Origin of the sequence: Bacillus sp. MRMR6, assembly GCF_001940785.1 — a bacterium.
Lineage (GTDB): Bacteria > Bacillota > Bacilli > Bacillales > Cytobacillaceae > Neobacillus.
On the sequence record NZ_MSLS01000056.1, the window covers coordinates 1 to 14,787 of the forward strand.

The following is a 14,787-nucleotide window of genomic DNA, read 5'->3' on the forward strand; positions in this document are numbered from 1 at the left end:
AAAATGAGCTAGTTGTGCCTTTGATGATTTTTAAGCAGAAGATCATAGCGCAAAATTTTTGATTGCCAGAGAAGAATGAAGTCGCGGCCCTCGCTAATGAACTAAAATATGGTAACCCCACCAAAAATAAATTTTTATTCGTTGAAGGATTTTTTCAATTTACGTCGTATTGGGGATTCAATCCGATACCTATTTTTCATACATTTTTATACAAGTGTTCGCAACTATTATACAGTATATTTAATTAAACTTCATTTAAATTTTCTTTTAGAGCCATCGCGTAGCGATTTCGTTCTTCTCGTGCTTCCTTCACAAATTTATTTAGACATGCCATACATAATCAATTATTAACTTTTAAACTATTTTCTCTATGCTTTAACTCAATACTTATTTAATAAATTAATCTTGCGTTCTACTAAAAAGGGAATGTATTCATGAACGAGCAAGGGAATTTTGTAATGGGGATCGTTCGTTTGGGGTACATCTCTTAGTGTTCGATTATGGATTACTTAGATCGGTTGGGTAGAACTCCTCTTCACATAGTCACCCTATCTTCAATCATCACAACACAAAAAGCGTAAGTGAGATCACCTTCCTCACTTACGCTTTTCTATTTCTACTCCGTCCTAACTTTCATAAAGCTCAATAGGCAGCCCATCAGGATCAGCAAAGAAGGTGAACTTCCTCTCGGTAAATGGGTCAATTCGTACCGTTTCAACTTCTACCCCGTTATCGATTAAATGCTGAACCGCCTCATCCATGTCCTCTACGGCAAACGCCAAATGCCTTAAACCCGACGCCTCGGGATAGCTTGGCCGTGCGGGTGGATTCGGGAATGAAAACAACTCAATTTGGTAATCTCCATTCACTTCAAGATCGAGCTTATAAGAATCTCTTTCCTCCCGATACACTTCGCGAACAATAGTGAGTCCTAATACCCGCACATAAAAGTCCTTTGACCGTTCATAATCGGAACAAATAACGGCAATATGATGTATTTTCATTAATTTCATCATCGAGATCTCACATCTTTCTTTCCATTAATTATGTGAAACAATAATCTCACAACAACCATCTATTTCAAATCCACCAAACCCGACAGGAATCATCTAAATTTTAACGTTGATTTTCCTCTTCATAAGCCAGCTGTGCCAGCATTAATGATCCTGTAATCCCAGCATTGTCTCCTAAACCAGGCCGAACAATATACTCAGACAGCTCTGGTAAAACAACATAATCGTTTAGAAGCTCCGCTAAATAGTTATATAGATGAGAAAAAACTTGTTTTTGGTTCATCACTCCCCCGCCAAGAATGATCTTTTTCGGAGAGAGAATCAAGATATACTGCATGAGAGCTTGTGCCAGATAATAGCCTTCCATCTCCCACACTTCCGCGCGAGCAACAAGCTGGTCGCCTTTTGCTCCCCAGCGTGCTTCAATTGCCGGACCGGCAGCCAGGCCTTCTAGGCAATCGTTGTGATACGGGCACTTTCCTTGAAACAAATCATCCGGGTGACGTCTTACCAAAATATGCCCCATCTCAGGATGAGACAACCCTTGAAGCAATTTCCCATGAACGACAGCACCGGCTCCAATTCCTGTACCCACCGTGATGTACAAGCAGCTATCCAGTCCTTTCGCCGCACCAAAGCCAGCTTCGCCTAAGGCTGCCGCATTCACATCGGTATTAAAGCCAATCGGAACAGAAAAAGCCTCCTTCATTTCATAGACGATCGGATAGTCTTTCCAAGCCGTCTTGGGTGTCGAAGTAATCGATCCATAAGTAGGGCTCTCCCGATTCACATCAATTGGTCCGAACGAACCAATCCCAATTGCTTTCACAGGATTCTTCTTAAAGAACTCTATCACCTTCCCCATCGTTTCTTCTGGTACCGTAGTAGGGATAGAGATCTTTTCACTAATATTTCCAAACTCATCCCCAACCGCACAAACAAACTTTGTTCCACCCGCCTCAATTGCTCCTAACATTCACTTTACCTCCTATTCCAAATAGGTCCTTCCTCTAATACTATTACATTTACATAAACGTCCTAATTAAGCTTAATAAAAATATAGGCATATCGCTAGTTTTTCTACAAAATCCGGAGGTATTCCTCTTTTTTCTACCAAATTACTTTATGAACATGTTCTATTCCGCCAAAAAGAGCAACCAATGATTCAAGACCTCCAACCGTTTACACTCCATATTCCCTATACGCCTTTCGACAACCTTCTCCTCTCAAAAATAGCTAGAATCGCCAGGATCATAGAAAGTTGTCACGGGGACGGTTCTACCGCTTCCTCAAGGAAGCAGTAGAACCGTCCCCGCGTCACTCAATCTTTAGGTAAAAACTTACTATTTTGTATTTATTAACCTAGCAATTATTGCTATAGTTAGAAAGTAGATTTGATAGGACAAAAGTAGCACTAAATGGTTAGACTCGTTGCATAATATTAATTCGTGGATGGTGAATAATTTGAATCAAGGGATCGTTAGAGTTCCAATGAGAAAGTCGTTGTTTATTCTTGGGCTTGTGGTATGTCTTCCTTTAGGGGTATGGGGTTTATATTTCTCTCTCTTTGAGGACTTATCAAGTGAACACATGGGAGGGACCAAAAATATCTTTAGTATTATTCTAAATTTCCTTCCGGCAAATATCGTCTTATTCTGTATAGCGGTTATTTCTTTGCTTGCTTCGTATTACCTATTTAAGAAATTGAAAGAAGGCAAGGACGCAGTTATTATCTCTCCTCAAGGGATTATTGTAAATGTCGCTATGTCAAAGACAGGTCTCATTCCTTGGAGAGATATAAAAGATATTGAAATGATTCAGTCTGGTAGACAGAAGAATCTTGCGCTTATTTTATTGGATCCGGACTCTTTTATTAGGCGTCAAAGTCTTAGAGTCCGTTTCTTCCTCTGGCTAAATAAATTAACGGGAGACAATTATCCCATTCTATTTTCTTCAACCAGCGTAAAGATGAAGCTTCCTGAATTACAAAGATTAATCCAGGACTATCATCACCGATACAAAAGAGCCATATAAATTCCAACCGCTCGGGTTCATTGTTTCAAAAAGTAGCGCTGATGGCTGTTTTGCTTTTGATTTTAAATATGATAAGGGGGGTTGAACAAAAAGAATGAAATATTATTATTTTACATTGTTAATTCTAGTATTAGGACTATCAGCTTGTAGTCCAAATACTAATTTTGAATTGTATGAAGGGAAATCTTTAAGAATAGCAGTAATTGGAGAACCGCCGGAAGTGAAAGAAGAACAAGTAAGGTTCGATGCAGTTTCCTTCGATGAAATAACAAGTGAAGGAATAGGTTCTTATGATGCAGTACTTATTACAGAAGAAAACCTTAATAAAGCTGCTGAAAGCCAGTATGCAGAAGTATACTTAAATTCAACCATTCCCTTCTTTTTTATTTCAACTAAAAGTCATATTCCTTTTACTTTAAAGGATACAGTTTACGATAATACTTGGAATTGGACTGCTGGTGATTATTATGCCGTTGGTGTTCTTACTTCACAAGAAGATGACGCATTAAAAAGTTGGGGATATGGTTTATATAACGATAAAAAGACAGATGAGCATATAGAAGAGGTGTATTCAAGAATTTTCAAGACAATTGATGAACTAAATCTTTAGAAGATAAAAGAGCATAACCCGTATGCTCTATTTTTTATTGCCATTTTCCCGTTTCACCCTTATTTGGTTAAAACGCAGTAGAACCGTCCCTGTGCCTACCCTAGCAATCTTCGACAAAACCCGGGGCGTGACTGTGACCACCCACTAAGTGATCCGCCCCCATTTTTATATGACCCGCTTCAACCGATTCACTGCTTCCTTAATTTGTTCGCTTTTAATACTAGCGAATCCTAGGACTAGCTGAATTCTCCCTTTTGTTTCATTCTCTCCTTCTAATATAAATCTTCTAATCGTATAAATCTCTATTCGCTCTTTCTTTGCTCTCTCTTCAATTTCTTGATATCCCTTATCTGTCTTGAATTCCGCCAAAAAATGCAGGCCGGCGGGTACATTTGTTATTTTAATGTTATCACCGAATCGGCTCTCAAGCTCTTTAATAAGCTCTTTCCGTTTCATATTATAATGATTGCTCATCTTTTTTATATGCTTGGCATATTCACCACTGTCGATAAAATAACTTAAAGCCAATAGATCAAGCGTATTGCTCCCGTGGATCCAATTTGAGTATTTTTGGCGATAGCCCCTTAACATCTCAGGAGGAAGAACCATATAACTCATTCGAAAACTAGGAAGAAGAGTTTTTGAGAATGTTCCTACATAGATGACACTTTGATTCCGGTCTAAACTATGTAAAGACGGGATATTGTCTGTTCCATATTTAAACTCACTATCATAATCATCCTCCACAATATAGCGGTCCTTAGACATCGAAGCCCAATTAAGCAGTTCAATTCTCCGTGAAATCGGCATGATGGTCCCATTTGGAAATTGGTGGGACGGCGTGATGAATAAAAAGTTCGGGTTCAGTTTTTGAACCTCTTTTACATCTATTCCCTGTTCATCTAGGTTAACGGTGAAAGTGTCAATATTAATCCCCTTTAATAATTTATAAATCCGCGCATAACCAGGATTCTCAACCGCCGCCTTTATGTTTTCGGGTTGGGTGGCCACCAGTTGTTGGATAAGAGGTTGTGTTCCCGTCCCAATCACGATTTGTTCAGGCTCACAGATTACCCCCCTGGATAAAGAAACCATAATGGCGATACTTTTTCTTACGAGGTAAGGACCTTGGGGATGGGGTATTTTAGCAAGATCCTGCTGATGGTGTTTTATGGATTTCTGAATACACTTCACCCACTTATGATATGGAAACATCGTGCTATCGGTCGAAATATGGGATAACGAAATCCATCCATCCTTCGTTTCAGGCTGCTCCTTTAGGTCCTGTGGAAAACCGTGCTTTTTGTTGGGTTGTAGACTGATAAATTGAGTGATATCCTCAACAAAATATCCCTTTCGTTCGACCGTATAGATATATCCTTCTTCAAGTAATTGCCCATAGGCGTTAGCTACTGCATTAATGCTCACGTTTAAATCTTCAGCTAATTCCCGTTTGGAAGGTAACTTATAATGAGTGGAAAATTCCCCATCCAAGATCAGTTTTATAAAATTGTTATAGATTTGTTGATAAATATGAATTGAGCCCTTATTTTTATCAATATGAAAGTAATTCACTTGAATCGCTCCTAATCTGGTACCTAAGTTTATTCATTTCTGGTTCTTTTCATTATACCAATAAGTTGTCATAATAATCTATATATTCAGCATACTGAAGGAGAGGATACATATGATGTCGACCAAAGAATTACAAGTGAAAAGAGAAAAGTACATCCCTAAGGGGGTTAGTAATGGTAATTTGAACATTGCCTATACAGCTTCAGGTGCAACAATTGTTGATTTAGATCAACGAGAGTGGATTGACTTTGCGGGTGCAATTGGAACGTTAAATGTCGGGCATAGTCACCCAACAGTTACCGCAGCCGTCAAAAGCCAAGTAGACAAGTTCTTACATCCTGGTTTTAATGTCATGATGTACGAAGGATACATTAACCTTGCAGAAAAGTTATGTGAGATTACCCCAGGGGATTTTGAAAAACAAGCTTTACTTTTAAATTCTGGTGCAGAAGCCGTTGAAAATGCGATTAAAGTGTCACGAAAATATACTGGCCGCCAAGCGGTTGTGTCCTTTGTCCGTGGATTTCATGGGAGAACTAACTTAACAATGGGTATGACAAGCAAGGTCAAACCATATAAGTTCGGCTTTGGACCCTTCGCACCTGAAATTTATCAAGCACCTTATCCTTATTTGTATCAAAAACCAGCTCAATTAACGGATGAAGAATATACAGATTTGATGATTGAGAGGTTTAAAGAATTCTTTGTTGCTACAGTTGCTCCTGAGACAGTTGCCTGTGTAGTGATGGAACCTGTTCAAGGAGAGGGCGGCTTTGTCATTCCTCCGAAGAAGTTCGTGAGCTTTGTTCGAGACTTCTGTACTGAACATGGGATTGTGTTTGTTGCCGATGAAATTCAAACTGGATTCGGCCGGACCGGCAAGATGTTTGCCATGGAACATTTCGATGTAGCAGCTGATTTAACAACGGTTTCGAAATCGCTAGCAGCAGGGCTCCCATTAAGTGGCGTTGTAGGTAAAAAGGAAATTTTAAATGCAGCAAGCCCAGGCGAGCTGGGTGGAACCTATGCCGGTAGCCCAGTGGCATGTGCCGCGGCGTTAGCAGTTATCGATGTGATTAACGAGGAAAACCTGCTAGCAAGATCAGAAGCAATTGGTCAAAAAATCGAGAACAAACTGATGGATTTACAAGAGCAACATGAATTTATCGGGGAGATTCGTCGTCTTGGCTCAATGGTAGCGATGGAAATCGTCGACAATCCGTTGAATAAAGCCCCAAATAAACAGAAAACAAGTGAGATTACGAAATACGCCAATGAAAATGGATTGTTACTTCTTTCCGCCGGTCTAAATAGTAATGTTATCCGCTTCTTAACCCCGTTAGTCATTACAGATCAAGAGCTTGACAGAGGGTTAGCGATTTTGGATGACGCCCTTCAACAAAGTTATGCGAAAATTGAGCAATAAGAGAGGTGTTAAAGATCATGCCAAATACATTAAAGGTCACAAATCCGGCTACCGGGGAACTCATTAAGGAAGTAAATATAGACACGGAAGAGCAGATACAACAAGCGTTAAAAGATGGCCATGAAGCGTTTAAAACATGGTCGAAAGTAAATGCCCACGAACGTTCGCGATTATTAAAACGTTGGTCGCAATTGATTCAAGAAGAAAAGGAAGAGATTGCAAAAGTAATGACATTAGAAAGTGGGAAACCCATTCAGGAATCCCTTGGAGAAGTCGATTATGCAACCAGTTATATTGATTGGTATGCAGAGGAAGCTAAGCGCATCTATGGACGAACCATACCTTCAAACAACGAGTCCAAACGCTTAATGGTAACTCGCCAGCCAGTCGGATTGGTAGCTGCAATCACTCCTTGGAACTTCCCGGCTGCAATGATGACAAGAAAGGCAGCGCCAGCATTGGCTGCTGGATGTACGTTTATCGTAAAGCCAGCAGAGGATACTCCATTAACAACGATTAAGTTGATTCAACTTGCGCACGAGGCGGGAATTCCAGAAGCAGTCGTCCAATGTGTAAATGGCTATGGCTGTGAAGTGGGGAAAATTTTTACCGATAGTAAGGATGTCAGAAAAATCACCTTCACAGGGTCGACCCCTGTAGGGAAACTTCTGATAAAAAATAGCGCGGATAGCGTGAAGCATCTGTCAATGGAATTAGGGGGTCATGCTCCCTTAATTATTGCGGAGGATGCCAATCTTGATGTAGCGGTCGCCCAAACCGTTGCTTCAAAATTCCGAAATGCTGGGCAAACCTGTATTTGTGTAAACCGGGTACTCGTCCATGAAAACATCGTCGATGAGTTTTCTGCCAAGCTTGCAGCGGCAGTAGCCAAATTGAAAGTTGGCAATGGTCTTGAAAAGGACACACAAGTAGGTCCTGTCATTAATAGCAAAGGCTTCGATAAAATTGTGACTCAAATAAATGACGCCATCGACAAGGGGGCAGAACTACTTTATGGGAATCAGTTTGATGCCAATAAAGAAAAGGGATATTTCTTTGTCCATCCAACGGTTCTTAAAAATGTAAAGGAAGATATGATGATTATGCAGGAGGAAACCTTTGGTCCAGTGGTGCCGATTACCTCTTTTAAGAATCTTGAAGAAGCAGTGGCAATCGCAAATGGTACACCATATGGTTTGGCCGCTTACTTTTTCACCAATGATTATCGTACCGGAAACTATTTACACGAACACTTAGACTTCGGAATTATTGGATGGAATGATGGAGCGCCTTCAGCAGCTCATGCGCCATTTGGCGGAATGAAAGAAAGTGGAATAGGACGCGAAGGTGGCATTGAAGGAATGGAACCTTATTTAGAAACGAAGTATCTGTCAATTGGCGGGTTATAAGCTAATAAAGAATGTTATATGAGCCAGTAAACCTATTAAAGGGGAGATTTGATGGGAAAGTTAAAAGTGGCTTTAGCCCAATTGGTTTGTGAAGATGGGCAACTTGAAGGAAACCTCAGGCGCATGGATCAGGTGATTGACGAGTTTGGAAGCTCACATGACCTAATCTTGTTTCCTGAGACCTATACAATGGGATTCCCAGCTAGAGAAGTTTGCCGCTCATTAGCTCAAAGCTTGGATGGACCAGTTGTAAAGCATTTAGAACAAAAAGCAAGAGAAGTAAATACAACATTTGTAACCGGTTTATATGAAAGGGACGGTGAACATGTATACAATACAACCGTTTTAGTAGGACCGAGTGGTTTAATGCTTTCGTATCGGAAAACACATCTTTGGGTAGGTGAATCTGCAAGAGTTGAAGCCGGCAACATGTTTCGTAGTTGCTCTTGGCGGGATACTAAATTGGGGTTACTCATTTGTTATGACATTGAATTTCCAGAAACAGCACGAAGCGTGGCAAGTTTAGGGGCTGAATTATTGCTCGTAACAGATGGGAATATGCACCCGTATGGACCTGTCCATCGGATTGCGGTTCAAGCACGCGCCCAAGAAAATCAAATATTTGTAGCGATGGCCAACCGAGTTGGCGAAGATGATTATTCAAATCACTATGTTGGCGGCAGTATGATTGCTGACCCTTATGGACAAATTGTTCTAGAGGCAAGTACTGATAAAGAGGAAGTTCTTTCTGCTACCATTGATTTAGCAATGGTTCAAAAAAGTAGACAGCTCTATCACTATCTCAATGAGCGAAGATTGGACCACATGAGTCAAAAAATAAAGGAAACTTCTAATGGAATCGTAGAAATGAAAATTAATAGTTAAAAGTTTGAAAGAAACCTATGCCTATGAGTCTTTTATTAATATCATTTGAAGGGAAAATGAACAATGATAAAACGCTTATTTTAATAATATTAGGGGAGGATTTTATATGAACAACACTAGTGGATCGTTGAATCGAACACTTACTTTAATTCCAGTAACCTTATTTGGGATCGCCTACATGACACCTGTAGTTGTTTTTACGACTTTTGGAGTTTTGTCTGAGGTGACGAAAGGCTTAATTGTAACTGCATATCTAATTACCATCATTGCCATGTTATTTACTGCCTATAGCTATTGTCAAATGATTAAAGCCTTTCCCGTTGCCGGATCAGCCTATACCTATACGCGAAAAGCCATTGGATCACATCTAGGATTCATGGTCGGCTGGGCACTGTTATTAGACTATATGTTTTTACCGATGGCCATCTGTGTACTAACCGCCTATACATTATCTGCTGCTATCCCTGCCTTGCCTTTTTGGGCAGCGGTATTACTATTCATCGTACCACCAACCCTAATCAATATTTTAGGTATTAAAGTTGCTACGAGATTGAACTTTTGGTTAATGATGTTCCAATTCCTAGTAATTGTCTTATTTATTGGGTTAAGTATCAATGCATTGCTTGGTGGGGACGGTCCATCATTTTCACTGAATCCGTTATTTACTCCTGAAATATCAACGCCTATCATCCTTGCTGGGGCTGCCATAGCGGTTTACTCTTTCTTAGGTTTTGATGCTATTTCCACCCTAGCAGAAGAAACAATCGAACCCCAGAAAACCATTCCAAGGGCGACTATGCTTTCAGTCCTAGTCTGTGGTGGTATTTTTATAGTAGTTTCCTACCTCGCTCAATTAATCCATCCAAGTTACCAATTTAATGATGTTAATTCGGGTGGTTATGAAGTTATACGTATGGTTGGTGGGAGTTTATTTGAGTCAATCTTTATTGCAGGTCTTATTGTCAGTTCATTTGCCTCAGCACTTTCTGCTCAAGCAAGTGCTGGCCGAATTTTATATGTAATGGGTCGTGATTCCGTTCTCCCTAAGAAGATTTTCGGTTATGTTCATCCTAAATATAAAACACCTTTATTTAACATATTGATCGTAGGGGTTATTTCACTTCTCGCTCTTGGACTTGACGTGGCAACTTCAACCTCTTTTATAAATTTCGGGGCCTTTACTGCTTTTGCTTTTGTTAATCTTTCTGTAATTAGTTATTACTTTATAAAAGGCAATAAACGATCTCCTAAAGGCACATTTTTATACTTGGTTATGCCTCTTATCGGGGCTGGGGTTAATGTTTGGCTCTGGACGAATTTAGATAAAAATGCACTAATGTTTGGGGGTCTGTGGGCCGTATGTGGGTTTATCTATTTATTATTTCTAACCAAAATGTTCAAAAAACGCCCACCAGAGATGCGGCTAGATAATTCTGAAAATAGTTTATATTCATAACATTAAAAAATAGGATGACGCATTAAAAAGTTGGGGATATGGTTTATATAACGATAAAAAGACAGATGAGCATATAGAAGAGGTGTATTCAAGAATCTTCAAGACAATTGATGAACTAAATCTTTAGAAGATAAAAGAGCATAACCCGTATGCTCTATTTTTTATTGCCATTTTCCCGTTTCACCCTTATTTGGTTAAAACGCAGTAGAACCGTCCCCGCGTCACCCCTATCACTAACGACTAACTAAAAAAAAATGGATTATTATAAAAAAACTCTTACTCCCTTACTATTCCATTATGTTATAATTAGTGTAAAATTACACTAATTGAGTCGAGGTAGAGAAAATGATGAAATTATATAGAAGGTTTAGTTTTTGGCTTCCCATTTTGTCTATTTTCATATGCTTTTTTAACCTATTAGGCTTTGATGATAAAAACTTACTGTTATTCATTACGAGTCCACCGTTTTGGTTAACTGAAACACATTGGTTCGTCGTGAACTTTATGCATCCTTCAGAAATTCCCTTGGGTATCATCTATGTATTGGCAATATTATTTTGGTTTCTAATAGGTATGATATTAGATAAAATCATCAAAATATTTTTAAACAAAGGAAATGCTAGGCATTAACACTTGTAATAGTCTTGTTCAATTACCGGATACTTTTGTGAATGTTGGTTTTGGAGAATAAATTAGATCATGTATTCTTACACCGTGAGGTGCAGGAATACATGACCTTTTCTCGTCTTATCTACCATATGGTTAACTGCAGTAGAACCGTCCCTGTGCCTACCCCTAGATTGATGCCCTTACAAAGAAACGAACTAATCTCTTCATCCAATGATGGCAGCAGGATCACTAGATTTTTATTTAGGTTATTCAAGGTTCACCATTCTAAAACACTCTTCGTATCGATAACTGTTGCAAATTCATCACTTAGACTAACCAAAGCCGATTGATGTATTTCCTCCGCTTTGTACAAATTTCCATCAAAACTAATTCGATCAAAGGTCGCTGTTGCATCTGAAACAATGAACGGTATGAACCCTAGATTCTTGGCCATTCTTGTGGTGGTGGAAACACAATGGTCCGTTGTTAGACCGACAATGACAAGTGTATCAATCTCAGATTCTCTTAAATATTGTTCAAGATTCGTCCCGATAAAGGCACTGTTTACATTTTTTGTGATTACCTTTTCATCTGAAAGTGGTGCAACAATCTCTTTAATATCCCGGCCAGGATGATGGGGTAAGGAAGGATTACTTATGTGCATAATATGGATCACCGGGCGATTCAGCATTCTCCACCTTTTTAACAAAAGGGCCATATTCTCTTCTGCGTCAGGATTATTTCTTCTTCCATGGCCAGGGTCATCAAAATATTTCTGAACATCTATTAAAAGTAATGCTGTATGATCTGAAATTTTCATGTAAAATCCTCCTAAGTTCATTTGAAAGGCTATTTTGACGGTCATCTAAAATTATTCATGAAACCCCATTAGGCTAATGCGTCAAATTCCTCAACGGTACTTCTGAAAGTACCTTTTCAGGTTTAACCGTTAAATTCCAGGTGCATGTCAGTTCCTCTCGTGTTCCGACCGTAACGAGTTCAATTGATCCGTCGGCTTCATCTCTGCTCCACCCCAACATATCTGTAAACACACTGGCTTCCACTGCTTCAAATCCATTCGGTAATAGTAAACATAGTTTTTTCATTCGCTTCAGCTCCTTTATAAAGATTATATGTTATAATTATCCATTAATAAAATTGAAATAACTGAATATAATGTTTAGAAATTCTGATGACAACCTGAAAGAATGGAGGGATACAATTTGGAAATCCGCCAATTGCAAACGTTTAAAACCGTCGCCGACTTAAATAGCTTTACAAAGGCTGCTCAAACCCTTCAGTATTCACAAGCTTCCATCACTTCTCATATTCAGCAGCTCGAAGAACAAATTGGCCTTCCCTTATTTGATCGTTTGGGAAAGCAAATTCAATTAACGATGGCCGGTCAGGAGCTCTATCAATATGTAATAGAACTGCTAGCGGTGTACTCGAAAATCCAACACATTTCGTCCGACACCCTGACGATGAAGGGTGAAATCCGGATTGGTGCAGCAGAATCAATAACCGTATACAAACTTGGTTCAGTGATATCCAAGTATAGAAAGATCTATCCGGATGTTACTTTTTCGCTCATTAATGACGATTGTCTTCCACTGAGAGAGAGACTTCATACGGGGGAGATCGATATTGCGATTACACTAGAACCAAAGGTACATGATCCGTATTTAATAACAGAGGTCTGGTCAGAGGAACCATTAGTCTTTATCGGGGAAAAAAACCACACTTTCAAAACGATTGAAGAAGCAAATGGAGAATGTATTATCTTTAGTCCTAAAAAATGCGCCTTAAGGCAATTTTTTGAAACCTATTTAATTAGAAATGGGATAAGCACTTATAACCATTTGGAGTTTACGAGTATGGAAGCCATTAAACAATGTGTTATGAGCGGATTAGGAATCAGTTTACTCCCCTATCTAAGTGTAGAAGCATTATTACGAGAAGAAAAAATGAAGGTGATCGAGTCATCCTCTGAACATCAAACGTTCTATGCACAAATCTCCCATCATAAAAACAAATGGCTGTCGAAAGCGCATCTCAAGTTTATAGAAATGGTTTTAGGAGATAGATGAAATACTGTTAAATCCACTAAAAATATAGTTAAAATATTCGAGCTTTCTAATAGCCAACACCATGCGGGTTCTTCAAACGAGAGTATTCCTATTAACTAATTTACTAGTGTTGAGGAGGAATATGTCAGGAATCGTAGCATTTTTGATCAATACCTAACCCATACTCATCATTTACATTCTTTTGCTCAAGACGGACCTGATGAAAAGGAAAATATGATTGTAGTTCGTGTTCTTTTATCTTGAAACGGAGCACCTATGATTTTAGAAAAATAAATTTGTTGGCTTAATTAGAAATTGACTCTTATTTCAGTGCTTGCCGAAATAGTTAAATGTGAAGCCTATTAATCAGGCCATGTATTCCTGTACTGTGAGGTGCAAGAATACATGACCTTTTCTCTTCTAATCTATCATATTAGTTAAGTATAATATAACCGGCCCCACGTCACTATCTCATTAAATCTTTAAATAATCCTCTGTATTTCTACACTTCGGAAACCCACTACACCCATAAAATTCGCCCCGTTTACCCTTTTTTAACACCATTAGGCTGCCACACTTACTGCATGTTAAACCATGATTGCTAGATACGGATGGAACAGTCTTTGCAATGACAGGACTTTGACTAGTCCCACTTAAAACAAGGATATAATCAATTAACTCATCGCGATTCACGAGCAAAACATCGCCATTAGAAGCCAGTTCTCTTGCTGCTTTTGTAAAATAGCTATTGGAAACAACCCACGCTTCATCAGCTTTATAATAAGATCTGGCCCCCATTACTTCTTGAACAGCTTTTATCCCTACATCCTTTGAATACCGCTTTGCTTGAACAACAACCTTCTTCCCGTCCTTCTTTAGCAATAGATCTGCCCCATAGTCACCACTCGCACTCGTTACTTCTACTGCATAGCCTCTACACAGATAAAGTTCCTTTAAATAATACTCAAACCGAATGCCATCCATCGAATCAATTTCCGTGATTCCAGATTTCCTTAATCGAGCCTTTTCCTTTTTATTTCTTAACACAAAGAGACCAATCATGACAATTATTGTGATGATGACAATCGTTCCTGTCACATAAATGTTCCTGCTAAAATAATACGATATAAATGCAATGATTAGGATAATTGCTTGTAACCCTTGTTCTAGTTCTCGTTGCTGTTTTTTTGTTCTCCTTTTACCCAAAAAGCCACTCCCCCCATTTATACTACATTCTGGAAATATACCATTTTAACTCATCTACATTCCCATTCTACTATTTTTCACCAATTTTATCCTCACCATTTTCGACAAAGTCCGGGTAAATTCATCATAACTAATTGCTTGATTAAATGTGGCTGCAAAGCCGGCATGGAGATCTACACAGGGATCTAAACAGGGATCTACACAGGGACGGTTCTTAAAGCGGACAATCGGAAGTTTTGCGCGTAAAAAGGCACAACTAGCGTTAATGAGCTAGTTGTGCCTTTGATGATTTTTAAGCAGAAGATCATAGCGCAAAATTTTTGATTGCCAGAGAAGAATGAAGTCGCGGCCCTCGCTAATGAACTAAAATATGGTAACCCCACCAAAAATAAATTTTTATTCGTTGAAGGATTTTTTCAATTTACGTCGTATTGGGGATTCAATCCGATACCTATTTTTCATACATTTTTATACAAGTGTTCGCAACTATTATAC

Annotated in this window: 12 protein-coding genes and 1 pseudogene; 7 read left to right on the forward strand and 6 right to left on the reverse strand. The window is 39.0% G+C overall.

Going from position 1 to position 14,787, the window contains the following annotated elements; all coding sequences use genetic code 11:
• Positions 1-626: 626 nt before the first annotated feature.
• Both gloA2 and BTR25_RS25885 read right to left on the reverse strand, forming a co-directional pair.
• Complete coding sequence (gene gloA2, locus BTR25_RS25880; RefSeq protein ID WP_075690853.1) at positions 627-1,013, reverse strand: SMU1112c/YaeR family gloxylase I-like metalloprotein; 387 nt, start codon at positions 1,011-1,013, stop codon at positions 627-629.
• A gap of 103 nt (positions 1,014-1,116) precedes the next feature.
• Complete coding sequence (locus BTR25_RS25885) at positions 1,117-1,989, reverse strand: ROK family protein (RefSeq protein ID WP_075690841.1); 873 nt, start codon at positions 1,987-1,989, stop codon at positions 1,117-1,119.
• A gap of 488 nt (positions 1,990-2,477) precedes the next feature.
• Between BTR25_RS25885 and BTR25_RS25890 the strand changes: the two genes are divergently transcribed.
• Positions 2,478-3,047, forward strand: coding sequence for an STM3941 family protein (locus BTR25_RS25890; RefSeq protein ID WP_075690842.1), 570 nt, complete (start codon positions 2,478-2,480; stop codon positions 3,045-3,047).
• Positions 3,048-3,141: 94 nt separating this feature from the next.
• On the forward strand, positions 3,142-3,657 hold the full coding sequence (locus BTR25_RS25895; protein ID WP_075690843.1) for a hypothetical protein: 516 nt from the start codon (positions 3,142-3,144) through the stop codon (positions 3,655-3,657).
• Positions 3,658-3,822: 165 nt separating this feature from the next.
• Here BTR25_RS25895 and gabR read toward each other — a convergent pair whose 3' ends face one another.
• Complete coding sequence (gene gabR, locus BTR25_RS25900; protein ID WP_075690844.1) at positions 3,823-5,232, reverse strand: MocR-like transcriptional regulator GabR; 1,410 nt, start codon at positions 5,230-5,232, stop codon at positions 3,823-3,825.
• 94 nt (positions 5,233-5,326) lie between these two features.
• Here gabR and gabT point away from each other — a divergent pair, with 94 nt between their 5' ends.
• From gabT to BTR25_RS25920, 4 genes are all read left to right on the forward strand, one after another.
• Complete coding sequence (gene gabT, locus BTR25_RS25905) at positions 5,327-6,658, forward strand: 4-aminobutyrate--2-oxoglutarate transaminase (protein ID WP_483295290.1); 1,332 nt, start codon at positions 5,327-5,329, stop codon at positions 6,656-6,658.
• A 17-nt stretch (positions 6,659-6,675) separates the two neighbouring features.
• Complete coding sequence (locus BTR25_RS25910; RefSeq protein ID WP_075690846.1) at positions 6,676-8,067, forward strand: NAD-dependent succinate-semialdehyde dehydrogenase; 1,392 nt, start codon at positions 6,676-6,678, stop codon at positions 8,065-8,067.
• A 51-nt stretch (positions 8,068-8,118) separates the two neighbouring features.
• Positions 8,119-8,952, forward strand: coding sequence for a carbon-nitrogen hydrolase family protein (locus BTR25_RS25915; RefSeq protein WP_075690847.1), 834 nt, complete (start codon positions 8,119-8,121; stop codon positions 8,950-8,952).
• 106 nt (positions 8,953-9,058) lie between these two features.
• Positions 9,059-10,408, forward strand: a complete 1,350-nt coding sequence (locus BTR25_RS25920) for an APC family permease (protein WP_075690848.1) — start codon at positions 9,059-9,061, stop codon at positions 10,406-10,408.
• Between the two features lie 886 nt (positions 10,409-11,294).
• Here BTR25_RS25920 and BTR25_RS25930 read toward each other — a convergent pair.
• Both BTR25_RS25930 and BTR25_RS25935 read right to left on the reverse strand, forming a co-directional pair.
• A complete protein-coding gene (locus BTR25_RS25930) occupies positions 11,295-11,831 on the reverse strand; it encodes a cysteine hydrolase family protein (RefSeq protein ID WP_217696989.1) in 537 nt (178 codons plus the stop codon).
• Between the two features lie 77 nt (positions 11,832-11,908).
• Positions 11,909-12,123: pseudogene (locus BTR25_RS25935) on the reverse strand (DJ-1/PfpI family protein); the annotation flags it as partial.
• 117 nt (positions 12,124-12,240) lie between these two features.
• Between BTR25_RS25935 and BTR25_RS25940 the strand changes: the two are divergent.
• Positions 12,241-13,107: a LysR family transcriptional regulator gene (locus tag BTR25_RS25940; RefSeq protein WP_075690851.1), complete on the forward strand. Its 867-nt coding sequence runs from the start codon at positions 12,241-12,243 to the stop codon at positions 13,105-13,107.
• Positions 13,108-13,560: 453 nt separating this feature from the next.
• On the opposite strand, the gene BTR25_RS25945 is transcribed toward BTR25_RS25940, so the two are convergent.
• On the reverse strand, positions 13,561-14,292 hold the full coding sequence (locus BTR25_RS25945) for a restriction endonuclease (protein WP_075690852.1): 732 nt from the start codon (positions 14,290-14,292) through the stop codon (positions 13,561-13,563).
• Positions 14,293-14,787 lie beyond the last annotated feature (495 nt).

Excerpts from the sequence above, each read along its gene's own strand:
- gloA2 (WP_075690853.1), bottom strand. The coding sequence starts at position 1,013 with ATGAAATTAATGAAAATACATCATATTGCCGTTATTTGTTCCGATTAT.
- BTR25_RS25885 (WP_075690841.1), bottom strand. The coding sequence starts at position 1,989 with ATGTTAGGAGCAATTGAGGCGGGTGGAACAAAGTTTGTTTGTGCGGTT.
- BTR25_RS25895 (WP_075690843.1), top strand. The coding sequence starts at position 3,142 with ATGAAATATTATTATTTTACATTGTTAATTCTAGTATTAGGACTATCA.
- BTR25_RS25910 (WP_075690846.1), top strand. The coding sequence starts at position 6,676 with ATGCCAAATACATTAAAGGTCACAAATCCGGCTACCGGGGAACTCATT.
- BTR25_RS25915 (WP_075690847.1), top strand. The coding sequence starts at position 8,119 with ATGGGAAAGTTAAAAGTGGCTTTAGCCCAATTGGTTTGTGAAGATGGG.
- BTR25_RS25920 (WP_075690848.1), top strand. The coding sequence starts at position 9,059 with ATGAACAACACTAGTGGATCGTTGAATCGAACACTTACTTTAATTCCA.